Origin of the sequence: uncultured Boseongicola sp., from assembly GCF_937988555.1 — a bacterium.
Lineage (GTDB): Bacteria > Pseudomonadota > Alphaproteobacteria > Rhodobacterales > Rhodobacteraceae > Boseongicola.
In genome coordinates this window covers 1-24,653 of record NZ_CALJXO010000305.1, presented here as the reverse complement: position 1 = coordinate 24,653, position 24,653 = coordinate 1, and the positions used below count along the sequence as shown (strand labels likewise).

Annotated in this window: 25 protein-coding genes, 4 pseudogenes and 1 other annotated feature; of the genes and pseudogenes, 14 read left to right on the top strand and 15 right to left on the bottom strand. The window is 57.4% G+C overall.

Annotation, left to right across the window (positions count from 1 at the left end; translation table 11 throughout):
* Window positions 1-146: 146 nt before the first annotated feature.
* The 6 genes and pseudogenes from Q1B15_RS18335 to Q1B15_RS18310 all read right to left on the bottom strand — a co-directional run bounded on the left by Q1B15_RS18335 (window position 147) and on the right by Q1B15_RS18310 (window position 6,796).
* Complete coding sequence (locus Q1B15_RS18335) at window positions 147-284, bottom strand: hypothetical protein (RefSeq protein ID WP_299756481.1); 138 nt, start codon at window positions 282-284, stop codon at window positions 147-149.
* Window positions 285-294: 10 nt separating this feature from the next.
* Complete coding sequence (locus Q1B15_RS18330) at window positions 295-2,628, bottom strand: heavy metal translocating P-type ATPase (protein WP_299756479.1); 2,334 nt, start codon at window positions 2,626-2,628, stop codon at window positions 295-297.
* Between the two features lie 60 nt (window positions 2,629-2,688).
* Window positions 2,689-4,003, bottom strand: a pseudogene (locus Q1B15_RS18325) (APC family permease).
* On the bottom strand, window positions 4,003-4,674 hold the full coding sequence (locus Q1B15_RS18320; protein ID WP_299756477.1) for a VTT domain-containing protein: 672 nt from the start codon (window positions 4,672-4,674) through the stop codon (window positions 4,003-4,005). Before Q1B15_RS18320 ends, Q1B15_RS18325 begins: the two are co-directional and overlap by 1 nt.
* Window position 4,675: 1 nt before the next feature.
* Window positions 4,676-5,062: a DUF302 domain-containing protein gene (locus Q1B15_RS18315; RefSeq protein ID WP_299756474.1), complete on the bottom strand. Its 387-nt coding sequence runs from the start codon at window positions 5,060-5,062 to the stop codon at window positions 4,676-4,678.
* A 461-nt stretch (window positions 5,063-5,523) separates the two neighbouring features.
* Window positions 5,524-6,796, bottom strand: a pseudogene (locus tag Q1B15_RS18310) (IS3 family transposase).
* Window positions 6,355-6,478: a sequence feature (AL1L pseudoknot), on the bottom strand. It overlaps the preceding pseudogene by 124 nt.
* Before the next feature lie 73 nt (window positions 6,797-6,869).
* On the opposite strand from Q1B15_RS18310, the gene Q1B15_RS18305 reads away from it, so the two are divergent.
* Window positions 6,870-7,067, top strand: coding sequence for a DUF6362 family protein (locus Q1B15_RS18305; RefSeq protein WP_299756472.1), 198 nt, complete (start codon window positions 6,870-6,872; stop codon window positions 7,065-7,067).
* A 227-nt stretch (window positions 7,068-7,294) separates the two neighbouring features.
* Window positions 7,295-8,470 carry a Fic family protein gene (locus Q1B15_RS18300; protein ID WP_299756470.1) on the top strand — a complete coding sequence of 392 codons (1,176 nt, stop codon included), beginning with the start codon at window positions 7,295-7,297 and terminating at the stop codon, window positions 8,468-8,470.
* Window positions 8,471-8,690: 220 nt separating this feature from the next.
* Here Q1B15_RS18300 and Q1B15_RS18295 read toward each other — a convergent pair whose 3' ends face one another.
* Entirely contained in the window at window positions 8,691-10,556 is a 1,866-nt protein-coding gene (locus Q1B15_RS18295; protein WP_299756467.1) for a heavy metal translocating P-type ATPase, read from the bottom strand.
* A 475-nt stretch (window positions 10,557-11,031) separates the two neighbouring features.
* Between Q1B15_RS18295 and Q1B15_RS18290 the strand changes: the two are divergent.
* Window positions 11,032-11,124, top strand: a pseudogene (locus tag Q1B15_RS18290) (IS6 family transposase); the annotation flags it as partial.
* A gap of 3 nt (window positions 11,125-11,127) precedes the next feature.
* On the opposite strand, the gene sulP reads toward Q1B15_RS18290, so the two are convergent.
* From sulP to Q1B15_RS18265, 5 genes are read right to left on the bottom strand one after another with little or no spacing between them, the layout of a single operon-like run.
* A complete protein-coding gene (gene sulP, locus Q1B15_RS18285; RefSeq protein WP_299756465.1) occupies window positions 11,128-12,873 on the bottom strand; it encodes a sulfate permease in 1,746 nt (581 codons plus the stop codon).
* Window positions 12,874-12,929: 56 nt separating this feature from the next.
* Window positions 12,930-13,283, bottom strand: a complete 354-nt coding sequence (locus tag Q1B15_RS18280) for a TIGR01244 family sulfur transferase (RefSeq protein ID WP_299756463.1) — start codon at window positions 13,281-13,283, stop codon at window positions 12,930-12,932.
* 13 nt (window positions 13,284-13,296) lie between these two features.
* Entirely contained in the window at window positions 13,297-13,719 is a 423-nt protein-coding gene (locus Q1B15_RS18275; protein WP_366141747.1) for a DUF6691 family protein, read from the bottom strand.
* Between the two features lie 10 nt (window positions 13,720-13,729).
* Window positions 13,730-14,125: a YeeE/YedE family protein gene (locus Q1B15_RS18270; RefSeq protein WP_366141746.1), complete on the bottom strand. Its 396-nt coding sequence runs from the start codon at window positions 14,123-14,125 to the stop codon at window positions 13,730-13,732.
* Between the two features lie 4 nt (window positions 14,126-14,129).
* Window positions 14,130-14,993 carry an MBL fold metallo-hydrolase gene (locus Q1B15_RS18265; RefSeq protein WP_299756461.1) on the bottom strand — a complete coding sequence of 288 codons (864 nt, stop codon included), beginning with the start codon at window positions 14,991-14,993 and terminating at the stop codon, window positions 14,130-14,132.
* Between the two features lie 141 nt (window positions 14,994-15,134).
* Here Q1B15_RS18265 and Q1B15_RS18260 point away from each other — a divergent pair, with 141 nt between their 5' ends.
* The gene (locus Q1B15_RS18260; RefSeq protein WP_299756458.1) at window positions 15,135-15,479 is read left to right on the top strand and encodes a metalloregulator ArsR/SmtB family transcription factor; all 345 of its coding nucleotides are present in this window, start codon (window positions 15,135-15,137) and stop codon (window positions 15,477-15,479) included.
* Between the two features lie 26 nt (window positions 15,480-15,505).
* Here Q1B15_RS18260 and Q1B15_RS18255 read toward each other — a convergent pair whose 3' ends face one another.
* From Q1B15_RS18255 to Q1B15_RS18245, 3 genes are all read right to left on the bottom strand, one after another.
* Entirely contained in the window at window positions 15,506-16,561 is a 1,056-nt protein-coding gene (locus tag Q1B15_RS18255) for a YeeE/YedE family protein (protein ID WP_299756455.1), read from the bottom strand.
* 50 nt (window positions 16,562-16,611) lie between these two features.
* Window positions 16,612-16,947, bottom strand: coding sequence for a metalloregulator ArsR/SmtB family transcription factor (locus tag Q1B15_RS18250; RefSeq protein ID WP_299756452.1), 336 nt, complete (start codon window positions 16,945-16,947; stop codon window positions 16,612-16,614).
* A gap of 68 nt (window positions 16,948-17,015) precedes the next feature.
* On the bottom strand, window positions 17,016-17,384 hold the full coding sequence (locus tag Q1B15_RS18245) for a hypothetical protein (protein ID WP_299756450.1): 369 nt from the start codon (window positions 17,382-17,384) through the stop codon (window positions 17,016-17,018).
* A 73-nt stretch (window positions 17,385-17,457) separates the two neighbouring features.
* Here Q1B15_RS18245 and Q1B15_RS18240 point away from each other — a divergent pair, with 73 nt between their 5' ends.
* From Q1B15_RS18240 to Q1B15_RS18195, 10 genes and pseudogenes are all read left to right on the top strand, one after another.
* Window positions 17,458-18,195 carry a cytochrome c biogenesis CcdA family protein gene (locus tag Q1B15_RS18240; protein ID WP_299756447.1) on the top strand — a complete coding sequence of 246 codons (738 nt, stop codon included), beginning with the start codon at window positions 17,458-17,460 and terminating at the stop codon, window positions 18,193-18,195.
* 83 nt (window positions 18,196-18,278) lie between these two features.
* On the top strand, window positions 18,279-18,776 hold the full coding sequence (locus Q1B15_RS18235) for a thioredoxin family protein (protein WP_299756485.1): 498 nt from the start codon (window positions 18,279-18,281) through the stop codon (window positions 18,774-18,776).
* A gap of 116 nt (window positions 18,777-18,892) precedes the next feature.
* A complete protein-coding gene (gene soxX, locus Q1B15_RS18230; RefSeq protein ID WP_299756445.1) occupies window positions 18,893-19,366 on the top strand; it encodes a sulfur oxidation c-type cytochrome SoxX in 474 nt (157 codons plus the stop codon).
* Window positions 19,367-19,408: 42 nt separating this feature from the next.
* Window positions 19,409-19,825 carry a thiosulfate oxidation carrier protein SoxY gene (gene soxY / locus Q1B15_RS18225; protein WP_299756443.1) on the top strand — a complete coding sequence of 139 codons (417 nt, stop codon included), beginning with the start codon at window positions 19,409-19,411 and terminating at the stop codon, window positions 19,823-19,825.
* Between the two features lie 23 nt (window positions 19,826-19,848).
* Window positions 19,849-20,178 carry a thiosulfate oxidation carrier complex protein SoxZ gene (gene soxZ, locus Q1B15_RS18220; RefSeq protein WP_299756441.1) on the top strand — a complete coding sequence of 110 codons (330 nt, stop codon included), beginning with the start codon at window positions 19,849-19,851 and terminating at the stop codon, window positions 20,176-20,178.
* A gap of 30 nt (window positions 20,179-20,208) precedes the next feature.
* Complete coding sequence (gene soxA / locus Q1B15_RS18215) at window positions 20,209-21,057, top strand: sulfur oxidation c-type cytochrome SoxA (RefSeq protein ID WP_299756483.1); 849 nt, start codon at window positions 20,209-20,211, stop codon at window positions 21,055-21,057.
* Between the two features lie 96 nt (window positions 21,058-21,153).
* Window positions 21,154-22,857: a thiosulfohydrolase SoxB gene (gene soxB / locus Q1B15_RS18210; RefSeq protein WP_299756439.1), complete on the top strand. Its 1,704-nt coding sequence runs from the start codon at window positions 21,154-21,156 to the stop codon at window positions 22,855-22,857.
* A 23-nt stretch (window positions 22,858-22,880) separates the two neighbouring features.
* Window positions 22,881-23,114, top strand: coding sequence for a hypothetical protein (locus Q1B15_RS18205; protein WP_299756437.1), 234 nt, complete (start codon window positions 22,881-22,883; stop codon window positions 23,112-23,114).
* A gap of 54 nt (window positions 23,115-23,168) precedes the next feature.
* Entirely contained in the window at window positions 23,169-24,452 is a 1,284-nt protein-coding gene (gene soxC / locus Q1B15_RS18200; protein ID WP_299756433.1) for a sulfite dehydrogenase, read from the top strand.
* Window positions 24,436-24,653: pseudogene (locus Q1B15_RS18195) on the top strand (MFS transporter); the annotation flags it as partial. The gene soxC and the pseudogene Q1B15_RS18195, both read left to right, overlap by 17 nt.

Here is a 24,653-nt window from a genome sequence, read left to right as displayed (position 1 = left end):
GCCAACCGGCAGGAAACGGGCCGCTGGGAAAATAATCGGGTCGAAAACGCGCACCCGCTGCCTGACAGTGGTTTGCTTGCAAACCATGACAAGGGGCCGCTGCTCTCTCCGAGTGGCGCCAACGCGGCGTGGCGTAATCGGCAGCTTTATTGTCCTTGCAGAGACTGGTTCGCATCGGTCTGACGGCACCCGAGCCAGACCTGTGGACGATCCTCGTACCAACGCGTCTCGGCCTTTTCCTTGTTCTTATAGACGATTTCCCAGCGGTTCGGTTCTTCAGCCATGGTCAGCCGTTCACAGCCCGATCCGCCGCAGCCGCAGCGCGTTGGTGATGACAGAAACCGAAGACAGACTCATCGCCGCCGCCGCGATCATCGGCGACAGGAGTAGGCCGGTCACCGGGTAGAGCAGTCCCGCGGCGATGGGCACGCCAAGTGCATTGTACGCGAAGGCGAAGAACAGGTTCTGCTTGATGTTGCGCAGGGTGGCGCGGGCCAGTTTCCGGGCCCGCACGATGCCCATCAGATCGCCGCCCAGCAGCGTGATGCCTGCGCTTTCCATCGCCACATCGGCTCCGGTGCCCATGGCGATGCCGACGTCGGCGGCGGCCAGTGCGGGGGCGTCGTTCACGCCGTCACCTGCCATGGCGATCTTGTGGCCGTCGCGGCGCAACTGGTCGATCAGGTCCTTCTTTGCCTCGGGGAGGATGCCCGCGCGCACCTCGTCGATGCCCAACTTCCCCGCAACGGCCTGTGCCGTGCGCTCGTTGTCGCCTGTCGCCATGATGACGCGCAGCCCTTGGGCATGAAGTTCCTTAATCGCCTGTGCGGTGCTGTCCTTGATCGGATCAGCCACGGCCACAATTCCTGCGAGCGCGCCATCAACCGCGATGAACATCGCCGTTTTGCCCTCGGCGCGCAGTGTGTCGGCCTGTGCTTCGGCCTCCGTCGCGTCCAGGCCCATGTCCTGCATCATCGCCGTGTTGCCGAGCGCGACTGCGCGCCCACCGATCTGTCCGCGCACACCTTTGCCGGTGATTGCCTCGAAGTCGGCGGCCTCTTGCCGGGCGGCGCCCTGTGCCTCGGCGCCCTCGACGATCGCTTCGGCCAGAGGATGCTCGGACCCGCGTTCCAGCGCAGTGGCCAGCGACAGAAGGTCCGCCTCGGCCAATTCCCCCAGCGCCACCGTGTCGGTCAGCGTCGGCTTGCCCATCGTCAGCGTGCCGGTCTTGTCGACGATCAAGGTATCGACAGACGCCATGCGTTCCAGCGCCTCAGCGTCCTTGATCAGCACGCCCGCCTGCGCGCCGCGTCCCGCCGCCGTGGTGATCGAGATCGGCGTGGCCAGCCCGAGCGCGCAGGGGCACGCAATGATCAGCACTGACACGGCGGAGGCGATGGCAAAGACCAGCGCAGGTTCGGGCCCGAAGATCATCCACACGACGAAGGCAAAGATCGCAGTCCCCACGACCGTCGGCACAAATATGGCTGAGACCCGGTCCGCCAGTCCCTGGATCGGCGCGCGGGACCGCCGCGCGTTCGACACCATCGTGACGATCTGCGCCAGCACGGTATCGGCGCCGACCTTGCCCGCTTCGATCACCAGAGAGCCGTTCTTGTTGATCGTGGCGCCGGTCACAGCATCGCCGGGGCCCTTTTCCACCGGCATCGACTCGCCGGTCAGCATGCTTTCGTCCAAGCTGGATCGCCCCTCGATCACCGTCCCGTCCACCGGAACCGCGTCGCCGGGGCGCACGCGCAGTCGGTCGCCTTCCATGATGTTTTCGAGCGGCGCGTCATATTCCGTGCCATCGGGCAGGATGCGCCGCGCGGTCTTGGGCGCGAGGTCGAGAAGCGCGCGGATCGCGTCACCCGTGCGTTCGCGGGCTCGAAGTTCCAGCACCTGGCCAACAAAGACCAGTGCAACAATCACCACCGACGCCTCGAAGTATGTGCCAACGCCCGCGCCCATTCGATACTGTTCGGGGAAAAGGCCCGGCAGAAACGTCGCGAAGATCGAATAGAGATAGGCCGCCGCAACGCCGAGGCTAATCAGCGTCCACATATTGGGCGAGCGGTTCACGATCGAATCCCAGCCCCGCTTGAAGAACGGCCATGCCGCCCAAAGTACGATGGGCGTCGCCAGCACGAACTCCAGATAGCTGGCGGTCTGATGCCCGATCCAGTCGCGCACCGGCAGGCCGACCAGCCCGCCCATGGTCAGGACGATCAGCGGCACCGCCGCCGCTGCCGAGATCCACATTCGGCGGGTGAAGTCGGTCAGCTCAACGCTGGGTTCGTCCGAGGGCAGCATCGGCTCCAGCGCCATGCCGCAGATCGGGCAGGCTCCGGGCGCGTCGCGGATGATCTCTGGGTGCATCGGGCAGGTGTACTGGACGTTCGCAGGGGTTGCCTTTGGGCGCTCAGAGCTCCGGCCCGTTGCATAGAACCACGGGTCACCTTTGAACTTCGTCTGGCATTTCTCGGAGCAGAAATGGAAAGGCTCGTCCCCAAACTTCGCGTGCCGCCCGTCGGGCTTGACCGCGACCGTCATCCCGCAGACCGGGTCCTTTGCCGTCTCGGCTCCTGCCGGAATGTCGGGTACCGCGTGATGATGGTCGTGGTCCATGCTGTGCGAACCTTTCTGGGTCTGTCGCAGTTTTACGCCTCCAGCGACTGGAAGCTCAAGTCACTTTCGATGGTGGTCGTGATCGTCTTCTCTGACGCGATTGCGCGCGAGGAACACCCGCACGAACAGGAACACCAGCGCCATGCCGACGAGGCCGATCACGACAATCAGCGGGTCGGACTGCCATTTCATCGCGGCGAAGGCGGCCAGCACCACGGCATCGAGCACGATGGCTGTCAGCAGCACCCAGCCCCGTGCGCCGATTTCCTCGAGGAGCTGCCGGAAGACGCCCAAATGGATGATGATGTCCATCACCAGGTAGAAGAAGGCGCCAAGCGAGGCGATCCGGCTGAGGTCGAAGAAAACTGTCAGAAAGCCCGCGATCACGACGGTATAGACGAGCGTGTGGTCCTTGATCGTGCCTGGCATGCCGAAATGGCTGTGCGGAATCATCTTCATGTCGGTCAGCATGCGCCAGCATCCGCGAGACCGCGAACACGCTGGCGATCAGACCCGACGCCGTGGCGACCAGTGCAAGTGCCACCGTCAGGTAGAAGCCGGTCTGTCCGAGCGCGGGCTGGGCCGCCTCGGCCAACGCGTAGTCCTTTGCCGCGACGATGCGGTCGAGCGGCAGGCTGGAGCCGACTGCGAAGGCGACAAGAAGATAGACGACCACGCAGATCGCAATGGACAGGACAATGGCCCGGCCCACGTTTTGATGTGGCTTGGTGATCTCGGCACCGCTGTTTGTGATCGTGGTGAAGCCCTTGAAGGCCAGGATCGATAGCGCGACGGATGCCAGGAAGCCGGTGGTGCCCGCGTCTCCACCCGTCGCCTCGAATGACAGACCGCTGGCCCAAAGCGCGGAAACACCGAACAGCGCGATGCCACCAACCTTGAGCACCGCCATGATGATGGACAGAAGTCCGACCGAGCGGCTTCCGGAGACGTTCACGAAATAGGCAAAGACGATCAACGCGACGCCGAGAACCGGCACGAGAACGCTGTCCGTATCGCCTCCGAAGGCCCGGAGCGTGTAAGTCCCGAAGGTGCGCGCGACGAGGCTTTCGTTAATGACCATCGACAGCGCCATCAGGAGCGAGGCGCCTGCCGCGACCGTCGTCGGCCCGTAGGCTTTCGTCAGGATCATCCCGAGTCCGCCCGCAGACGGAAAGGCGTTCGACATCTTGATTTAGGTGTAGGCGCTGAACGCGGTCACGATTGCGCCAACGACAAAAGACAGCGGGAAGAGCGGCCCTGCAAGCTCGGCGATCTGCCCGGTCAGCGCGAAGATGCCCGCGCCGATCATCACGCCGGTGCCCATGGCCACTGCGCCGGGCAGGGTGATGCTGTTTTTCTTGTAGGCGTGCGCCATCAGGAGTCCTTTTCGGCTTTGTGTCGAGTGGCAAGCCAGAGCAGCGGCAATCCGGTGGCCAGGCCGAGGCCGAGCACCGCCCATGTCATCCGCCCGAGGTCTCCGCTGACCGCCTCGCCACCGAAATGGGCGAGCAGGAAGCTCGCCGGAACGATGCCAGCCAGTGTCGCTAGCGCGAAGCGCCAGGCATGCAGTCGGCTAAGTCCGGCTGCGTAGCTGATCATGTCGAAGGACACGAAGGGCATCAGGCGGCTGGCAAAGACAGTTGCCGTCAATGCGGTCTGCGACCCAAGCAGACCGGCGTCCACCCGATCACCGAACACCCGCCGCAAGACATCGTGCCCCAGAACTCGCGCCAGACCGAACGCGATCAGCGCCCCAAGCTCTGCGCCGATCACCACCTGCACCGTCCCCCAGAGATGTCCGTAGGCAGCCCCGGCGGCCAGCGCGATCGGCGCACTCGGGATCGGACTCGCCACGACCGCGACGGTCATCAGCGTGACGATCACAACAGGCCCCCAGAGGCCAGCGCGCGCAACCAGCATATCGAGGCGCTCACCGTCCATCAGTCCGCGTGCCTCGTTGAACACCGATGGCGTGAACTGCCACACGCCGAGCAGGACGATCGCGAGGATCGCCAGCGCCGCGAGAATGGCGGCGCGCAGGCTCATCTCAGAGCGCCTCGACGGCTTTCGCCAGAAGGTCGCGGACCTGGCCCGCGACGGCCGTCAATTCGGCGTTGTCGATCGCCTGCATCGACGCCACCGGGTCGATGGCGCTGACCTCAACACCGCCCTCGACCTCGCGCAGGATGACGTTGCAGGGCAGCATCGCACCGACCCGCGGCTCGATTACGATCGCCTGATGCGCCATCTTCGGGTTGCAGGCACCGAGAATGCGATAGGCCGACATCTCGACATCGAGCTTCTTCTTCATTGTCGCCTGGACGTCGATTTCGGTCAGGACGCCGAAGCCGTTGTCCGCCAGGGCGGCTCGGGTGCGGGCATCGATGTCGTCGAGTGTGGCATCGTTGAACATGCGGTTGATCGTGTAGCTCACTGAAGTTAATCCTTATTTTTAGGCTTGGGAGGCGCTGAACTGGCGATGTGGCACTGAAATCAGCCTTGCGCGGCCAAATCAGAGGGTTCGTTCTACAATCCACGCCTGCGTATCTCCGCTGCATGCTAGAGTACTTCGTCACTGCCGTCTTGATACAGATCAGGGCCTGCACTCAGGGCCTGTACGCCGTTTTGCCAATATAATTTTGCACTTAATAGGTGGCCGCAACGTCTGCGATGGCACAGGTTGGGGAAATCCCGGACCGATACGGTCCATTCAGTCATGGACATGACATGATGTGGGGCAACAGCCAGTGGGGAGGGTTTGGTATGATCCTTGGCCCGATCGTCATGATCCTAATCTTGGTCGGGATCGTGGCAGGGATTATCTATCTCTTGAGCCTGTTAGGTGCGGCCGGACTGAACCGCCCCGGGTTTACCGGAGAGTGTTTTGTTCAAATGTCAGGCGACATTATCAAGGGCGTTCATGTTTGCATAGAAAGCCTCCTCGGCTTCTTGTGGCGTGATGTATCCAATGGCGCTGTGCAGGCGTTCGGTGTTGCACCAGTTCACCCATTTCAGGGTTTCCCTTTCGACCCGTCCGACGGATTTCCATGGGCCGAAGAAGTTGATGACTTCGGTTTTGAACAGGCCAATCGTGCTTTCGGCCAGCGCGGTGTCGTATGAATCGCCCACGCTGCCAACGGAAGGGTCGATCCCGGATTCAGCCAATCGTTCTGTGTATTTTATGGCCAGATATTGCGAACGCCAATCCGAATGATGGATCAGGTTGTCCGCTTCTGACGGGCAGCGCTGGCAAATTACCTGGTTCAAAGCATCCAGCACAAAGCTTGTCGTCATCGAGGTGGAAACCCGCCAACCCACGATCTTGCGGGCAAAAACATCAATGACGAAAGCGACGTAAACCATACCCTGCCAGCTTGAGACGTAGGTGAAGTCAGACACCCAGAGCCGGTTTGGCATCTGCGCGACAAACTCTCGGTTTACCTTGTCATCAGGGCATGGCTGGGCTGCGTCAGGATTGGTTGTGATAACCTTTCCACCCCGAACAACGCCCTGTATTTCCATGGCTTTCATTAGGCGCTCCACAGTGCAGCGGGCGATATCATTGCCCTCGCGCCGCAAGACATGCCAAACTTTGCGGGCTCCGTAACGTCGGCCGCTTGCCTTATAGATACGCCCGATGTCCTCGCAATCGATCACATCACTTTTGGCACGCTCAGATGCCAGTTCAGGATCGCGCATAACCGCTGCCCGCGCGTAATACGTTGCTGGTGCAATCGGCAAAACCTTGCAGATCGGCCCGACACCAAACACTGCGCGGTGGTCTTCAATGAACCGGGTCATCGCTTGAACGGGCGGTCGAGCTCCGTCCCGTTGCACGGCAACACATGCTTGCATGTGTGAGAGTGGGAGCAAAATACGCAGATGCCTTCTTCAGGATCTCGTTGGCTTGGCGAAGTTCACGGTTCTCCCGCTCCAAGGCCTTGAGCCTCGCTTTCTCTTCGCTGGTCAGCCCAGACCGCTCGCCAGCATCGCGATCCGCCTGTCGGCATCAGGCACGCAGACTGTCCGGTGAGCAGCCAAGCTTGGGCGCAATCGCCCGGTACGCTGCATTATCACTCGCATAATCGGCACGGTTCTCGTTGAAAAGCCGAACGCCGCGTGTGCGGAACTCAGCCGTGTAGGACGGGGAGTGCTTTCTCTGTGTCATAGGGTTCATCCTTTGAGAGTTTTACTCTCCGGTAAACCAGGGACGGTTCATCTTCCGCACCTTGCTCGGCGTCATGCTACAGGGCGTCTTCAACGCATGGCTCGAGTATTTCCACAGCTTGGCGGACAAGGTTGGTCAGGAGCCGCATATGCGTCGACCCCGGCCAGGACCGCGCCAGATCAACGAAGCCGAGGAGGCGTTGCTCTGGCTGCGCTCGCTGGAACGGGACATCGCGCAGATCCTGTGGGTTCGTGCAAATCGAAAAGCCTAGAAGGGGATTTGCTGGGAGCACGGGATCAGCCGCGCGACCGCAAACCGGCGTTGGGAATATGGATTGGCCGTGCTCGTTTGGCGTTTGAACGGAAAGCGGGTTCCAAAGAGGAGATCCATGCAGTTTGTGGTCTCCAAAGCACGTGAAGCTTGAATTACGGTTGACCGCTATTCAAGTTTGGAGCGCTTTGCTTTAATAAGACTGTATGGCTATTAAAGGTTCGTAGGATGACGGAAGAGCACAATCAAAGACTGGGCACCTTCGTTGAAACAAGCGTCGGCGGTGAGCGTGTACGCGCTTATGTGCCGGCACCTCTGCCACCGAGGCCGCCTCTGGAACTGCCGCAACTGATGAGCGTCTACGAGCGCGCCATTGCTGCTGTGGGACGTCTTGACGGTGTGACGACCATTCTGCCGTCGACGCCGCTCTTCCTGTCCATGTATGTCCGCAAGGAAGCGCTGCTGTCGTCGCAAATCGAGGGTACGAAATCCTCTTTGTCTGACCTTCTGCTCTTTGAAAACCATGAAGCGCCGACGGTTGAGCTCGATGACGTTACCGAGGTCTCAAACTACGTGGCCGCGATCGGGCATGGCGTCGATCGCATCCGTGGCGGGTTTCCGCTGTCTCTTCGTCTGATCCGCGAAATGCATGGGATCATCCTGAAATCCGGTCGCGGCGCGACCAAGCAGCCGGGGGAGTTTCGGCGTTCTCAGAATTGGATCGGAGGCACGAGACCAGGCAATGCGCTGTTTGTGCCCCCGCCGCCAAACGCGCTGGACGAGTGCCTCGATACGTTCGAACGATTTCTGCACGCAGAGGATGCCGGGATGCCGCCTCTCATCCGGGCGGGGCTGGCGCATGTGCAGTTCGAAACGATCCACCCGTTTCTTGACGGGAACGGAAGGTTGGGGCGCTTGCTGATTACGCTGGTCCTTGTCGAGGCGGGCGTACTGCGTGAGCCGATCCTCTATCTGAGCTTGTTCCTGAAGTCGCGGCGGGACGACTATTATCGGCTGTTACAGGAGGTCCGTCAGGCCGGTGCCTGGGAGGCTTGGATGGAGTTTTTCCTGACCGGCGTTGCCGAAACGGCGGAGCAGGCCTCGCAGACCGCACGCGACCTGATCGCCATGTTCGAGGCCCACCGACAGCGGATTGGTACTCTGGGGCGTTCGGCGCCATCGGCGCTGCGCGTACACGAGTTCATGCAGGCCCGGCCGATCGTCACAATCCAGACGGTCGCGGGCGGCCTGCAAACCTCCTTTCCAACCGCCAGCGGCGCGCTCGAGAAACTGGAGGAACTGGGCATCGTGCGTGAGACCACCGGAAAGCAGCGTGGCCGCATCTATGCCTATTCGGACTATCTCGCACTTCTGGATCGTGGAACCGAGCCGCTGACCCCATGATCACACAAAGAGCTGTCAACCCCTTGCAATTGAATGAGGAAATTTTTGGTGAGACACCGGAAGGCGAGACAGTTGAACTCTTCAGAGCTAGAAAAGAGATATGAACGGCCGCGTTGTGTGAGAGAGAGGTGGTCGCGGAATTTCGGACCACCTCTCATCGCTGTATTCAACCTCATCTGAGTTGGAGTTTGCTTTGCATCGGCTTCGAACCGACGGATCGCTACTGGCTCGGCTCCGGAGCCCCCAATTCATGAGGTACAATGCGTAGTGCACGAAGCGCATTTAGGATGACAGCCACGTCGATTGCCTCCTGAAGCAGCGCGCCCTCAACTGGTGTAAGGTATCCGAATGCCGCAGCGGTCATACCGAGGATCGATAATCCGATCCCTGCGACGACGCTTTCGACGGCGATGCGTCGGGACCGACGGGCGATCTCAATCCCCGATCTAAGCCGGTCGATACGGTCGACCAGAAGCACAACATCCGCGGCTTCTGCCGAGGCGGCGGCGCCCCGGGCGCCCATGGCCACGCCCACGTCTGCAGCGGCAAGCGCTGGCGCGTCATTTACGCCATCGCCCACCATCATCACTGGACCATCTTTACGCTCAGTGAGGACCAGAAGAACCTTCTGGTCAGGCGTCAGGCCTGCACGAAGCGCGTCAAGGCCGAGGCCTTCGCTCACGCGCTCCGCAACCTCGACCCGGTCGCCAGTTGCCAGCAGAATGCGCTCGATCCCCTCTTCGCGCAGCCCTGCAAGCATGATGCCGGCCCCCTCTCTCAGGGGGTCCGCCATGACGAGATGACCCGCCACGTGGCCGTCCACCGCAACGGCGACGATGACCGAGCCGGCAGAAAGAGCCGGATGGTCACCCGCAGTTCGCCCAACGAGCTTGCCCACGAAAGTGTCGCCACCGACGATGACCTTGTGTCCTTCGACGCTTCCGACGACCCCTTCTCCCGGGATCTCCGTGACCTCAGAGGGCACGGGCAAAACGAGACCGCGCGCTTTTGCAGCTGTTACTATGGCTTGTGCGACTGGGTGTTTCGAGGCCTGATCTAACGCACCCGCAAGACGCAATATGTCGTCTTCGCCCGCACCGTCGTAGCTGTCTATCGAAACGATCTGCGGGCGCCCGTCGGTCAGGGTTCCAGTCTTGTCCAGGATCAGGATTCGGATGCGGGCCATCGCCTCCAGCGGTCCAGCGCCCTTGATCAGCACACCGAAATGCGTTGCGCGCGACAGGCCTGCGACCAGGGCGACAGGTACGGCCAAGATCAGTGGACATGGCGTGGCCACCACCAGCACGGCGACGGCCCGGATCGGGTCGCCGGTGAACCACCATGCAGCAAAAGCGATTGCAACTGTGACAGCTAGAAATCCCAGAGACCAGCGATCCGCCAGCCGCGCCATTGGCGCCTTGGACCGCTGAGCTTCCTCGACCAGGCGCACGATCCCGGCATAAGTGCTTTGTGTGGCAAGACGCGTCGCAGTCAGATCGAATGGCTCGCCGGCGTTTGTGGACCCGCTCATGGCCTCGGCGCCGCGAGACAAACGTACAGGGAGAGACTCACCGGTTAGCGCGGAGGTGTCGAGGAATGCGTTTTCAGACGCGATTGAGCCATCCACAGGCACGATGTCGCCTTGACGGATCAGCAACTGGTCACCAGGTTCAATCTTATCGAGCGGCGCTTCCTCTAGGCCGCCGTTCCGGTGCCGGGTTGCGGTTCGGGGGACGCGCGACAAGAGGTCGTGCATGTCGCGACGCGCGCGGCCCTCGGCAAAGATTTCGAGGAAAGTTCCGCCTGAATACATCACGGCCACAACAGCCGCTGCCAATGTTTCGCCGAACGCGAGAGCTGCCGTCATCGACAGAGCCGCAACGATATCAAGCCCGACCTCGCCCCGCATCAAGCTACGTAGGATCTCGACCAAAAGGGCTATCAGAACCGGAAGAACTGCGACAAACCAAACGGTGTCTGCCACAACCGCTCTGCCGGCGAAATAGAAGGCGAGTCCTGACACAAGGCCCGCAAGAGCAACCAGCAGAAGCGCCGTCTTCAACCGTTCATCGCTCTTTTGTTCCATATAGCTCAATTCCACTGCGCCAAGGTGATCGCCGCAGATTTACAGGAAGCAAGCCTCCCACGGCCACGCCCCGAATGCCTGCCTCATCATCGCGCAAGAGAAAGGGGGCGTCGAGGGGATGTTTTGGGGTCGTATCGGACCTTCGCTGCGCTGACCTCACAAGGGAGCGCTCGCTCAAGCAGCATCGTGCCCTTGCTCTCAACAATGCAAAGCGCACAGGATCGAAGCGAAACATCTAGTCCAACAAAGTATTCCACCAGCTATCTCCCTTGTTCACAGCTATCCTGTGATACTATCGCGAGCTCGACCTCTGAACACAGACAGCCCAATTACGCATGCTCTGAGCCCAATTCAACATTACCGGGCGTAGATGCAATTGGCTGCGTTGTGCCCCTCGTCGCGGCTTTGTAAGAGGAAATTTGCGTGAGCCGGGAAGGGCGGTGACCTAAGTTCGCGGGATAATAAAACGCCGCCCATTTCGTTCCTTAAAACCAGTCCAGAGATCATCCGCCTTGCGGTGATGATGTATGTTCGTTTCCCACTTTCGCTTCGGAATGTTCAGGGTCTGCGTTTATCGATTTCGCGACTGGCTCGGTTGCGAAGTGTCAGCGTTCGAGCCGATGCAATATCGGTCAGCCTGATACTGACTGAGGAATATTTTCCCCGACAAGTTTGTAAGAAAATCCACGCGCTCCAAGCGGTCAAGGACAGGACCTTTCACCTCACTGAGGTGAAGTTTAATCCCTGCGTCTTCAAGTCGGAGATTAATCTGCTCCAAGCTTTCCAAAGCCGAGCTGTCGATATAATTTATCGCCGTGCACATCAGGACTACATTACGGATGTTCGGATCAGCGGAAACGGCTGCATTGACCGCGTCCTCAAGGTACTTTGCATTTGGAAAGTAGAGGCTTTCGTCAACCCGGATTGATAGAAGGCCGGGTGTTGTCTCGACCTGGTGCCGCTTGACATTGCGATAGTGCTCGCTGCCGGGGATGCGTCCGACAATCGCAACATGGGGACGCGCAGTTCTGCTAAGAAAAAGCGCAAGTGACGCCATAACTCCGATTGCAATTCCGATTTCGACACCCATCGCAAGCGTGCCTATGATTGTACCCAGCATCGCGGTGAAGTCCGACTTGGAGTAGCCCCAAGTGCGACGGATCGTTTCGATATCGATCAGAGACAGGACTGCTACTATGATTGTCGCCGCGAGTGTGGCCTTGGGCAGGAAGAAAAGAAACGGCGTGAAGAACGCAGTGGCAAGTGCGATGCCAATTGCCGTAAAGGTGCCGGCGGCTGGAGTCTTGGCACCTGCGTCGAAATTTACGACCGAGCGTGAAAAACCGCCGGTGACAGGGAATCCACCGGAGATTGCCGAGCCGACGTTGGCGGCACCAAGCGCGATTAGCTCCTGATCGGGGTCGATGCGCTGGCGCCTTTTTGCAGCGAGCGTCTGAGCGACAGAGATCGTTTCAACATAGCCTACAACGCCGATCATCAGTGCTGGGAAAAGGAGGGTATTCATAAGCTCGAGGTCCAGATTTGGCAGGGCCGGACGAGGCAGGCCGCGGGGAATGTCTCCGACAATGGCGACGCCTTGGGCGTGCTGTCCCAAGACAACGACGGCAAGTGTGGAGGCTATCACTGCGACAACAGGCGCGGCCTTGGACAGACTGCCGGAAAGGGGCGCTGATACCCCGGTGCGGGTCAGGAGTGGGGCCAGAGATCGCCGTGCCCAGACCAAAAATGCAAAAACTGAAACGCCGATTAGGAAGGTTGTGAAATCAGCCTCTGGTAGATTTGTGCTCAGGTCCAGAACCTGCTCGACCAGATTGTGGCCTTCGATCTGGATGCCGAGTATATTTTTCAGTTGGCCAAAAGCAATCAGCACGGCGCTGGCGGTAATGAACCCGGAGATCACGGGGTGACTTAAAAAGTTCGCAAGAAACCCAAGCCGTGCAATGCCCATGGCAATCAGCATGAGCCCTGAGATGAGCGCGAGCGCGATCGCTGTTCCGAGATACTCGGGCGTGCCGCGCGCGGCGATTTCGCCTACGGCCGAGGCCGTCATAAGCGAAGCCACTGCCACCGGGCCGACAGCCAGTGTCATCGATGTTCCAAAAAGAGTGTAAACAAGCAGCGGCGCGATGGAGGCATATAGTCCGACCTCGGGCGGTAGGCCCGCGAGAAGAGCATAGGCGAGCGATTGTGGGATCAGCATGATCGTCACGATCAGCGCGGCCACCAGATCAGCTGAAAAGGTTTCGCGATTGTATTTACGCGCCCATGTAAGGATGGGCAGATAACGCGTCACCATTTTACGTCCTTTCGCGGTTCTGTATTTGAAAAGTATTGGGACCCGTCCGATCAGGGCTAAACGTTCGGGACTGAGTTTTGCTGTGGGCTTACAATGCTCCAGGCAAGCGTCGATCGCGCGCCAGAGCGACAATAGGCAAAGACACGGGCGTCTGGGCGTTGGACGATTTTGGCGATGGATTGCCCTTGCTCAACCGGGTGTTCGCCGGGACGTATCGGTAGATAGTGAAAGCCCAGGCCCGCGACTTTGGCCGCCTGTGCAACGTCAGCCGATAGAGGTCCGTCTTCAATTTCATTGTCTGGGCGATTGCAGACTATGTCGGTAAAGCCTGACGCCGCGAGTGAGCGGATTTCATCTAGGGTGATTTGTCGACCAACCGAAAGTTGCGGGTGAAGCTGAGTGATCGTCATGAGTTGACCTCATTCAATTAGCGTTGAAAGGCGGCGTGCTGGGACAGCTACTAGCATTCCGGTGATAATGGCAGCCAGGAAGAGAAGACCTTGCGATCAGCCGAAAGTCAGCGACGCAAGCGAGGGTCCGGGACACAGACCAGCCCCATCCGGCACCGAAGAGAAGCGAGCCAACGACAAGATCGGGAATGAACTTCTGACCAGGGCGGCCAAGGAATGACCCGCCCGAAAGGGGCGAAGGTCGGCGTTTGGCGATCCGCCATGCCATCGCCATCGCCATCGCCAGGATCGCCCCACCCAACACAAAGGCAAGCGTCGGATCCCATGCGCCAAAGATATCGAGCCAGCCCAGCACGCGGGTGGTTTCCACCATGCCCGAGACCCAAAGGCAAAGCCCGAAGAGACTTCCACCCATTGTTGCGATAAGAGCGCGCATCAGATCACTCCTAGAATATGCTTGAAGTCGAGAACGCTGACGCCACCGGCAAAGAGGTGGAAATCCCTCGCGGAGAGCCACGCAGAGACGGGCGCGAGATGCCGCAGACGCTGTGGCCGCCGGTGTATGCATTCGCCAAGCGCGAGCCGACTGCGACCAACAAACCCGCCACAACGATCACAGTCCGATTGGTTTTGATGTGGGTTGTGGGGGTCAGCCCAAGCCAGGTGATGGCCAGCCATGGTGCTGCAATAAGTCCGGCGATGAACAAAAACCTGGCCCGCCAATCTGCGCGGCCCGAGCCGTCGATCAAGCCGCCTATAGTGGCGCTGGCACCCAGTATCCGACCATTTCCTAAAAGGTATACCGCTCCGGCGAGGCCGAAGAGATAACTATTACCAATCATGGGATTACAGCCTATTCACAGGGATTTTGAAGTAGACGTTTCCGTCAGGTTCTGTTGGCGGCATCTGCCCGGCGCGCATGTTGACCTGGAGCGACGGCAAGATGAGCCTTGGCATCGCAAGCTCGGCATCACGCGTGGTCCGCATGGCCACGAAGTCATCTTCGCTGCGTCCCTCGCCGACATGTTTGTTCAGCGTCCTTTGCTCGCCAATTGTTGTTTCCCATGCGAATTCGCTACGGCCTGGCGCCTTGTAGTCGTGCCCGACGAAGACACGCGTGTCGTCAGGCAGTGTGAAAAGCTTCTGGATAGAGGCGTAAAGCGCATTGGCCGATCCGCCTGGAAAATCAGCGCGCGCGGTTCCGAAATCCGGCATGAACAAGGTGTCTCCGACAAAGGCGGCATCCTTGATCAGGTAGGTGAGACAGGCGGGCGTATGCCCGGGCGTGTTCAGCACCGATGCCAAGATGTTGCCAACAGAAAATGTGTCGCCTTCGGAAAACAGTCGGTCGAATTGGCTGCCGTCCCGGGCGAATTCAGTTCCGGCATTAAAAACCTTGCCAAACGTGTCCTGAACTATGGTGATGTTTCGGCCGATGCCAATTTTGCCGCCAATTTTCTCCTGAAGGTACGGCGCAGCACTTAGGTGGTCTGCGTGGACGTGGGTTTCCAAAATCCAGTCGACGGTCAGATCACTGTCCTGGACGAATTTGATGATTTGATCGGCAGAGCGAAAATCTGTCCGTCCGGATGCATAGTCAAAGTCGAGAACGGAATCGACGATCGCGCAGTGTTTCGTTTCGGGATCGGTGACGACAAAGGACGCGGTGAATGTCTCTTCGTCAAAGAAGGGGGTTACATCCGGTTGCATGTTGGTCTCTCCGTTTTGCTCAAAACATTACATATTAAGAATTTATAATATGTCAACAAATAGGATGAAATTATATTATGCAAGTTGAATATATCGATTTGAGGATTACGTTTGGTGGGAAAGTGGCGGACGGATATTCTTATGGAACGACAGACATTAATGCCTGACGATGCCCTGCAATATTTTGCAGGCGACGGGTCCGATGCGCCCGATCAGGCCGCGCGATTTCTGAAATCACTGGCGCATCGTGACAGGCTAAAAGTGCTGTGTTGCTTGATTGATAAGGAGCTCTCTGTCGCCGAAATTGAAACAAGGGTAGGCGCGAGCCAGTCCGCCGTTTCGCAGCACCTGACGAAGTTGAAGGATGAGGGGCTGCTTCAGTCGAGGCGGGAGGGTCGTCAGATGTTCTACTCGATTGCGGACCCGACGGTTCTGGCGCTGATTGGTCTTTTATACCGCCGTTTTTGCGAGGGCGAAGCGGGCTGAAGTCGTTCCGCGTTTTCGGTTCGCCTTCAGCTTGAAGGCGCAAACCCGAGCATGAGTTGCTTTAAGCCCGCCGCCGCACCGACCAAAATACTTATGAAGGTCACCGGGGCGCTATAGGCAAGGAGTGAAAATGCGGAGAGGCCTTGGCCAACGCTGCAACCTAAGGCGACCACGGCACCGATGCCCATCAAGAAAGCCCCGAGGATTTGCCTGCGCAGTTCGCGAGGATCATCGCAGGCCTCCCAACGGAAGTGGCCTTTGAAAACGCTGCCGATGAAAGCGCCAAAAAGCACGCCGACGACCGAGCCGGTTCCAAAGCTAATACTGTTTCCAGAGGAGGTCATGACGTACAGCATTGTCTCACCGATTGGTGCTGAAAAGGTATGACTTACCACGGGCGTGGCTTCGAAACCGTTGCTTGCTAGCCACTGTGTGCCGGCCCATCCAATAACAATGGCAACTCCCACGATCAAACCCCAAAACACATGGGTGAACGAGCGTCGAAATTCAGTGTGGGCAAGGGTTCCCGCCACTATAAGTATCCCGATAGAGATACCGATAACTTCGGTAGACTGCCCGGTTAGCCGCGAGACCGACACTGCGATAGACGGCATCTCACTGGGAAGCTCCTGTTGAGGAAATAACCAAATCCTGAGAGCTGCCAATGGCCCGCCGAGGGCAATATAGGCGGACACGCCCATAACCAGAACGATCACAAATGATCTAAGGTCGCCACCGCCCAATCGTGCCAGTGCACCATACCCACAGTTGCCTGCGAGCGCCATTCCATAGCCAAAAAGCAGACCGCCAACGATGCTGGCCACGGGGCTCCATCCACGCGACAGGTAAAGCGTTTCCTCTAAATGAAGAAAACCAATTGCTGACAGTCCGAAGGAACCGATTATAGCAACGCCGATCGCGATGCCCCACATGCGCAAGCGCAGCGTGCTTTCTGCGTAGAAGACATCCTCGATAGCACCCAAGGTGCAAAAACGTCCAATTCTTGCCGCCAGACCAAGAAGCATGCCGCCCAACAGGCCAACAGCGGCCACCAATGTATCCTCAGAAAACATCTCAAGCATCATTGTATTCCACGTTCATATCACGCGGCTAATTTTGAAAATGCGTGAGCTTATTCGGCACTGCAAAACAGATCGTACACACCTTCCATGATCGGTTTCGGACGGTCATCAGTCAATGAATAGTATATTTGCTTGCCGTCGCGGCGTGGCGTGATCAAGCCTTCCAGCCTCAGTCTGGAGAGTTGTTGAGACACCGCAGCTTGTCGCGCTGACAAAAGTCGCTCCAAATCGGTCACGGACTTTTCACCGGTTGCGAGGTGGCACAGGATCATCAATCGTCCTTCGTGACTGATTGCCTTAAGGAAGTTTGACGCGCGCATGGCGTTTGTCGCCATCTTATCCATGTCGGCGGCACATGTGTTTTCGTCAAAGACAGGAAGGACCATTTTTCTCTCTCTCACGTCAAAGTTTCACCGGAGGCAAATACCACAATATCGTCTCGCATCTACGCTGCCTAACTAGATAAACCAATTTCCGCGGTTTTTAGCATCTGTCCAAGCAGACCCCAAAAGAAATCCTCTCCCGGATACCCCTCCAGTCGCGATATCTCTTTGCCGTCTACCATCAGCACAAATGTTGGTGTGAAGTGCAGCTTTCCCTTAAATGACAGCTCTGCCGGCATTGTTTGATTGATGTCGAGCCGACGCAACGGCGCTGCCTCGCCTTCAGATGTCTTCGGATAAATAGGCGCGATTTCGGCGTTCCAGCGCGCGCACCAGACACAACCGCGTTCCTCAATCATGACCAGAACGCTTTCTGCCGTTGCCGCTGTGGCCGACAAAGCAATCGCCAATAGTGTTGAAGCAAGCTTTTGAAAGCGCATGCGAACTGGCCTCTTGAATCTCATACAACATAATATGAATATGTGAATTACACAAGGGAGGTCGAGTCGCACGATGGATATCACATTTGCTGGCGCAGCCTTGGCTGGTCTGCTGTCGTTTCTGTCGCCATGCATTCTGCCGATCGTGCCGTTCTATCTGAGTTATCTTGCGGGAGTCGGTATGAACCAGATTTCGGCCGATGCAAAGATCGATGCGCGTGTCAGGGTTCGTGCGGTCCTTGCGGCATTGTTCTTTGCGGCCGGTGTTATCACCATTTTCATGGGGCTTGGTGCGGCGGCAACGGCTTTTGGACAGGTTGTTCGCGAGTATTTCGATGTTCTGCGATGGGTTGCGGCGGCCATTATCATAGTGATGGGGCTTCATTTCCTTGGGATTTTTCGTATCGGCTTTCTCTACAGGCAGTTGCGGGCGGATGCCGGAAACACATCGGGTACCAGTCTGCTGGGTGCCTATGTAATCGGGTTGGCATTTGCGTTTGGGTGGACGCCTTGCGTGGGGCCAGTGCTTGCGGCGATCTTGTTTATGGCAGGGGGGGAGGAGACCGTTTCAAACGGTGCATTGCTGCTGTTTGTCTACGGCGTGGGTATGACAGCGCCATTTGTGCTGGCCGCTCTTTTTATTGCGCCGTTCATGCGGTGGATGTCCCGGTTCAGAAAGCATCTTGGTCTGATTGAGAAGATCATGGGCATTATGCTGATCGTGTTTGGTATTCTTATTGCCACGAATTCAATGAATTACATTGCCCAATGGATGCTGGAAATCGGTCCCGACATCGGAGTTCTACGTTAAGCTGGGAGGCAGGTACCATGAGAAATTTTATCACACCGTTCGCCGTATTTCTGTTTTTCGTAACCGGCGCCTCGGCGCTTGAGATGGGTGATGACGGTTTGCACAAGGCGCCCTGGATGCGCGATACGTTCAAAGACATGAGCGAAGACCTCGCGGAGGCCGAGGCTGAGGGCAAACGCCTAATGGTTCTGGTTGAACAGCGCGGGTGTCTCTACTGCAAGAAGATGCACGAGGACGTTTTTTCGCAAGATGAGATTGCCCGCATGCTGAGCGAGGATTTCTTCGTGGTTCAGGTCAACATGTTTGGGGATGTTGACGTCACGGACTTTGACGGAACAACCTTGCCGGAAAAAGACATGGTCAGAAAGTGGGGTCTGTTGTTCACACCTACGATTCTTTTCTTCCCTATAGATGTAGATGAAGGTGTGTCTGCGGCTGCGGCTGCGGTTGCGTCAATGCCGGGTGCTTTTAGCAAAAGCACGACACTGGATCTTCTGAACTGGATTCTTGCAGAAGGCTACAGCGGCGAGGAAACTTTCCAGAAGTATCATGCCCGTATGATTGGCGAGCGCTCTAAGTGACCTCCGAAAAAAGTACGGTAGCAAGCTAATCTAAATGCAGAAAATCAAATAATTGAATTTGTTGTTGCCACGACCACTGTCTGCACGCTAATGTAACATGGTTTTAGGGAGGACGCATGAAGTATTCGGGATTGGCTTTATCCATTGCATTGGCGACGAGCGTGTCGGCAACCGCACAAGAAGTATCGCCCACGGCCGTCAGTTTTACGGATGGAGCGGTGGCGCAATCCTTGTCGGGGGTTGCAGGCGATGCGGCGCAGGGGCGGATGGTTGTCGGAAACAAGAGCCTTGGCAACTGCGTTGCCTGCCATGAGGTGAGCGATCTGGACGATGTGCCGTTCCAAGGCGAGATCGGACCGCCGCTTGATGGTGCAGGAGATCGCTGGAGCGAAGCAGAGCTTCGCGGGATCGTGTCGAATGCGAAGATCATGTTCGAAGAGAGCATGATGCCTTCGTTCTACAAGACCGAGGGCTTTATCCGGCCCGGCAAGGCGTACACAGGCAAAGCTGCCGATGATACGTTTGGTCCGTTGCTCACAGCGCAGCAGATTGAAGATGTCGTGGCGTATTTGACCACCCTCAAGGACTAACCGGCATCGCTTGATGGCGGTGGTTTATTCAGGAGAGAAAGAATGGAACTGACACGACGGAGTGTTTTGCAGCTTGGGGCCGGAATATTGGTTGTCGCGAGTGTGCCACTTAAGGCCTTTGCCGCCGGTGAGGACCTGATCGAATCGTTTACGGGCGGCGCGGACATTGCTGAGGGCGGGGTGACACTTACAGCCCCTGAGATCGCTGAAAATGGCAACACGGTGCCGATTGAAGTTGATGCTCCTGGCGCGTCAGAGATCTTGGTGATGGCGATGGGCAATCCGACCCCAAATGTAGCAACGTTCAAATTTGGCGCTTTGTCCGCATCGCATTCGGCATCGACACGTATTCGGTTGGCCGGGACGCAGGAGGTCGTTGCGATTGCAAAGATGCAGGATGGTTCGTTCGCTCGGGCCTCAGCAACAGTCAAAGTCACAATCGGCGGCTGCGGCGGCTAGATAAGCTTATTAGGAGATACAAAATGGCAGATGGTGTTAAGCCCCGCGTCAAAGTTCCAAAGACGGCTTCTGCCGGGGACACAATTACGATTAAGACCCTGATTAGCCACAAGATGGAGTCGGGTCAGCGAAAAGATGGTGACGGGAACGTTATTCCTAGGTCGATTATCAATCGGTTCACATGCGATTTTAACGGTCAAAACGTGATTGACATCACGCTTGAGGCTGCAATTTCGACAAACCCGTATTTTGAGTTTCAAGCAATTGTTCCTGAGGCCGGTGAATTCAAATTCACTTGGTACGATGACGATGGATCGGTCTACGAGGAAACCAAAGAGATCTCGGTCAGTTAAGCTTTAGAGCTATAGGGAGGACACAGAATGATGAAACTTGCTGGTGTTGCTGGCATCTTTTTGGTCGGGTTTTTTGGCGCGGTAGCTTATGCTGATCCGGCCGAGGATACGCTGATATTGAACGAAGACATCAAGATGGTAACGAAGACCGCAGCTCCTGCGCATTTGTCGGACGTCATGGATGAGGTGTATTCCGGATGGCTTTTTCGCGGGACCGAAACCCGCGCAATGCAGGCCGATGACTTCGACAACCCGGGAATGCTATTTGTCGAGCAGGCAGAAGGCGTGTGGAATACAGTCGAAGGTTCTGAGGACAAATCATGCGCTAGTTGTCACGGGGCGTCGGAAGAAATGGCGGGCGTTAAGGCCGTTTATCCGAAGTGGAATGAGACCGCCGGCGAAGTTCGCACTATTGAGATGCAGGTGAACGATTGCCGCGAGAACCAAATGGGCGCTGAGAAGTGGGGATACACCAGCGGCAACATGGTTAACATGACCGCCCTTCTGGCGTCTGTCTCCCGTGGCATGCCGGTCAATGTTGCAATTGATGGTCCTGCTCAATCTGTTTGGGAGGACGGCAAGGAGCTTTATTATACACGTACAGGTCAGCTTGAGATGTCTTGCGCCAATTGCCATGAAGACAACTACGGTAGCATGATCCGCGCTGACCACTTGAGCCAGGGGCAGATCAACGCTTTTCCAGTCTATCGCCTAAAGAACACCAAGCTGAACGCGGTGCATTCGCGCTTCAAGGGCTGCGTGCGCGATACGCGCGCGGAAACCTATAGCGCTGGAAGCCCGGAGTTCATCGCACTTGAGCTGTATGTTTCTTCGCGAGGCAACGGTCTGTCGGTCGAAGGCCCTTCGGTCCGTAACTAAGAGAATTGAAAGACCCGCGCGCTTCGGCGGTGCGGTTTTTTTTGAACAAAACAAATTCAATAATACGCATACGTATGTGCTTTTTCGGGGGTCCCCATGAATTCTCGTCGCGATTTCTTACAGACCAGCATGGCTGCTGCTGCGATCTATGGGGGAGCTGGTTTTGGAAACTGGGCGAAATTGGCAGCCCAGCAGGCGCTGACGCAAGATCAGCTTCTTGAGTTTGACACCTTCGGGAACGTCTCGCTGATCCATATCACGGACATTCATGCCCAGTTGAAACCAATCTACTTCCGCGAACCGTCGATCAATATCGGTGTCGGTGGCAACAAGGGCGCGGTACCGCATCTGACGGGCGCCGATTTCCGCAAGCTTTATGGCATCGATGATGGAAGTCCGTCGGCATATGCCCTGACGTATGACGATTTTGCCTCGCTGGCGCAGACCTATGGCCGGGTTGGTGGGTTGGATCGCGTCGCGACGGTCATCAACTCCATTCGTGCCGCGCGGCCTGACGCGTTACTTCTTGATGGTGGCGACACGTGGCATGGATCGTACACCTGCTATCACACGCAAGGCCAGGACATGGTCAATGTGATGAATGCACTAAAGCCCGATGCAATGACGTTCCACTGGGAATTCACGCTTGGGTCGAGCCGCGTTAACGAAATTGTGGAAGACCTGCCGTTTGCAGCACTGGGGCAGAACATCTTTGATGCGGAATGGGATGAACCCTCGGAATTGTTCCCGCCCTACAAATTCTTTGTACGTGGCGGCGTCAAAATTGCCGTTATTGGTCAGGCATTTCCGTATATGCCAATTGCCAATCCCGGATGGATGTTCCCCGAATATAGTTTCGGCATTCGCGACGAGCACATGCAGGAAATGGTCGATGAGGTGCGGGGGCAGGGCGCAGAACTGGTCGTATGTCTTAGCCACAATGGTTTTGATGTCGACAAGCAGATGGCGAGCAAGGTTCAGGGGCTGGACGTTATTCTTTCGGGCCATACGCATGACGCCTTGCCCGAGCCTGTTATCGTCGGTGACACAATTATTGTCGCATCGGGATCGAACGGGAAATTTGTCAGCCGGGTCGATCTTGATGTGCGCGACGGACGGATGATGGGTTTCCGACATAAGTTGATCCCGATCTTTTCGGATGTCATCGCGCCCGATGCAGAGATTTCAGCGTTGATCGACGAACAGCGCGCGCCTTATGTGCAATCGCTAAGCGAAGTCATTGGTCAGACAGCGGAAGATCAGACGCTGTATCGCCGCGGAAACTTTAACGGGACCTGGGACGATCTGATCTGCGACGCGCTTATTTCCGAAAGAGAGGCCGATATTGCCTTGTCCCCTGGCGTACGCTGGGGACCATCTATCCTTCCAGGTCAGGACATTACGCGGGAAGATATCTGGAATGTTACGTCCATGACCTATCCGCAGGCGTACCGAAGTGAGATGACTGGAGAATTCCTACATGTCGTTTTGGAGGACGTAGCCGATAACCTCTTCAATCCGGACCCTTATTACCAGCAGGGCGGCGATATGGTTCGGGTAGGTGGTCTTGGTTATCGGATCGACGTCACCAAACCTCAGGGCAGTCGCATCACCGAGATGACTCTTTTGAAAACGGGTGAGCGGATCGATGCGGCCAAGACCTATCGGGTAGCAGGTTGGGCCAGTGTAAACGAAAGCACGGAAGGCCCGGCGATTTGGGATGTCGTTGAATCCCACATATCAAAGCAAGGCACGATTTCACTGGACCCCAATAACAGCGTTCAAGTGGTGGGCGCATAACGCAACCAAAGGGAGTGAAGACGATGATGAAGCGATTGGTAACGGCAGCGGCTCCTGCAACGGTTATTGCGACAGGTGTCTGGGCTGAAGGGCAGACACATTTTGTTGCGGTACACGTCGATCAAAACGACCCGCAAGTTATGAACGAAAGGGCCGGAAAAGACGTTCCGTTGATGGATGAAGCCAACATGGTTCCGTCGGGCGTCGTGCGGCTGATTGAATTGCAGGAACAGGATTACGCCTACATCCGTCCCTGACGTACGGTTTTTGGATGGGTCGGAGACGAAAAAAGACCAAAGGAGCCATTTGAAATGTCTAACGAATACAAGGGCAAAGCTCCGTCCCGTCGCGCATTTTTGCGCGGGGCGGCTGCGGCAAGTGCTGGAGTTGTCGCCGCAAGCAGTGCCAAAGCCGCGACACCTGACCCGTTAATCACGGAAATCCAACCTTGGGCGCAGGAGCTGGGCGATGGTGTGGATGCGGTGCGTTATGGCTTGCCGATTGAGTTCGAAGGCGATGTGGTGCGGCGCAATGTCGAATGGCTGACAGCTGATACGATCAGCTCGATCAACTTTACGCCGATCCATGCGCTTGATGGAACGATTACGCCACAAGGGTGTGCGTTTGAGCGTCACCATTCCGGAGCCATAGAGCTTCGCAAAGAAGACTACCGCCTGATGGTAAACGGGCTTGTCGATACTCCGCTGATCTTCAGCTACGCTGATCTGGAGCGTTTCCCCCGCGAGAACCACGTCTATTTCTGCGAGTGCGCTGCAAACACCGGCATGGAATGGGCCGGTGCTCAATTGAATGGTGCGCAATTCACCCACGGTATGATCCACAACATGGAATACACCGGGGTATCGCTACGCACTATTCTGGAAGAGGCTGGGCTTGGGGCTGCGGGCGACCTGAAAGACAAGTGGGTCTTTGTTGAGGGTGCCGATGCATCTTCCAATGGCCGATCCCTCCCGATGGAAAAAGCACTTGATGACGTTTTGGTGGCGTTCAAGGCAAATGGCGAGGCGCTTCGCAAGGAGCATGGGTATCCGGTCCGGCTGGTTGTTCCGGGCTGGGAAGGCAACATGTGGGTTAAGTGGATTCGCCGGATCGAGGTGATGGACGGCCCCGTTGAAAGCCGCGAAGAAACCAGTAAGTACACCGACACTTTGGCGGATGGGACAAGCCGCAAGTGGACTTGGGAGATGGATGCAAAATCCGTTGTCACAAGTCCAAGTCCGCAATCGCCGGTCACGCATGGCAACGGTCCTTTGGTGATCACTGGCCTTGCGTGGTCGGGCCGCGGTGCCATTTCCCGCGTTGATGTGTCGAAAGATGGGGGCATGACATGGGAAACCGCACGGTTGGCCAAGCCCGGTGAGAAAATGGCGCTGACCCGGTTCTATCTCGATACCGAGTGGGATGGTTCCGAGATGCTGCTTCAATCGCGGGCGATGGACGATACGGGATACGTTCAGCCGACCAAGGCTCAGTTGCGCGAGGTGCGCGGGCTGAACTCGATTTATCACAACAACTGCATTCAGACATGGTTGGTGCGCGAAAACGGTGAGGCGGAAAATGTCGAAGTTTCTTAATTTTACAGCGCTTTCTGTCGCGATTGTCATAGGTTCTGGGCCTGTCTGGGCGGATAAGTTCGGTCTTGGGCGACCGGCTTTGGCAGAAGAGGTATCTGCTTGGAATTGGGACGTTAGTCCAACGGGGGCGGGGCTCCCTGTCGGGTCCGGCGATGCGATCGACGGCGAAGAGATTTTTGCCGAGCAGTGCGCGTCTTGCCA

Coding starts and splice junctions, on each gene's coding strand:
- Q1B15_RS18335 (WP_299756481.1), bottom strand. CDS start 284: ATGGCTGAAGAACCGAACCGCTGGGAAATCGTCTATAAGAACAAGGAA.
- Q1B15_RS18330 (WP_299756479.1), bottom strand. CDS start 2,628: ATGGACCACGACCATCATCACGCGGTACCCGACATTCCGGCAGGAGCC.
- Q1B15_RS18320 (WP_299756477.1), bottom strand. CDS start 4,674: ATGAGCCTGCGCGCCGCCATTCTCGCGGCGCTGGCGATCCTCGCGATC.
- Q1B15_RS18305 (WP_299756472.1), top strand. CDS start 6,870: ATGCTACAGGGCGTCTTCAACGCATGGCTCGAGTATTTCCACAGCTTG.
- Q1B15_RS18300 (WP_299756470.1), top strand. CDS start 7,295: ATGACGGAAGAGCACAATCAAAGACTGGGCACCTTCGTTGAAACAAGC.
- Q1B15_RS18295 (WP_299756467.1), bottom strand. CDS start 10,556: ATGGAACAAAAGAGCGATGAACGGTTGAAGACGGCGCTTCTGCTGGTT.
- sulP (WP_299756465.1), bottom strand. CDS start 12,873: ATGGTGACGCGTTATCTGCCCATCCTTACATGGGCGCGTAAATACAAT.
- Q1B15_RS18280 (WP_299756463.1), bottom strand. CDS start 13,283: ATGACGATCACTCAGCTTCACCCGCAACTTTCGGTTGGTCGACAAATC.
- Q1B15_RS18275 (WP_366141747.1), bottom strand. CDS start 13,719: ATGCGCGCTCTTATCGCAACAATGGGTGGAAGTCTCTTCGGGCTTTGC.
- Q1B15_RS18270 (WP_366141746.1), bottom strand. CDS start 14,125: ATGATTGGTAATAGTTATCTCTTCGGCCTCGCCGGAGCGGTATACCTT.
- Q1B15_RS18265 (WP_299756461.1), bottom strand. CDS start 14,993: ATGCAACCGGATGTAACCCCCTTCTTTGACGAAGAGACATTCACCGCG.
- Q1B15_RS18260 (WP_299756458.1), top strand. CDS start 15,135: ATGGAACGACAGACATTAATGCCTGACGATGCCCTGCAATATTTTGCA.
- Q1B15_RS18255 (WP_299756455.1), bottom strand. CDS start 16,561: ATGCTTGAGATGTTTTCTGAGGATACATTGGTGGCCGCTGTTGGCCTG.
- Q1B15_RS18250 (WP_299756452.1), bottom strand. CDS start 16,947: ATGGTCCTTCCTGTCTTTGACGAAAACACATGTGCCGCCGACATGGAT.
- Q1B15_RS18245 (WP_299756450.1), bottom strand. CDS start 17,384: ATGCGCTTTCAAAAGCTTGCTTCAACACTATTGGCGATTGCTTTGTCG.
- Q1B15_RS18240 (WP_299756447.1), top strand. CDS start 17,458: ATGGATATCACATTTGCTGGCGCAGCCTTGGCTGGTCTGCTGTCGTTT.
- Q1B15_RS18235 (WP_299756485.1), top strand. CDS start 18,279: ATGGGTGATGACGGTTTGCACAAGGCGCCCTGGATGCGCGATACGTTC.
- soxX (WP_299756445.1), top strand. CDS start 18,893: ATGAAGTATTCGGGATTGGCTTTATCCATTGCATTGGCGACGAGCGTG.
- soxY (WP_299756443.1), top strand. CDS start 19,409: ATGGAACTGACACGACGGAGTGTTTTGCAGCTTGGGGCCGGAATATTG.
- soxZ (WP_299756441.1), top strand. CDS start 19,849: ATGGCAGATGGTGTTAAGCCCCGCGTCAAAGTTCCAAAGACGGCTTCT.
- soxA (WP_299756483.1), top strand. CDS start 20,209: ATGAAACTTGCTGGTGTTGCTGGCATCTTTTTGGTCGGGTTTTTTGGC.
- soxB (WP_299756439.1), top strand. CDS start 21,154: ATGAATTCTCGTCGCGATTTCTTACAGACCAGCATGGCTGCTGCTGCG.
- Q1B15_RS18205 (WP_299756437.1), top strand. CDS start 22,881: ATGATGAAGCGATTGGTAACGGCAGCGGCTCCTGCAACGGTTATTGCG.
- soxC (WP_299756433.1), top strand. CDS start 23,169: ATGTCTAACGAATACAAGGGCAAAGCTCCGTCCCGTCGCGCATTTTTG.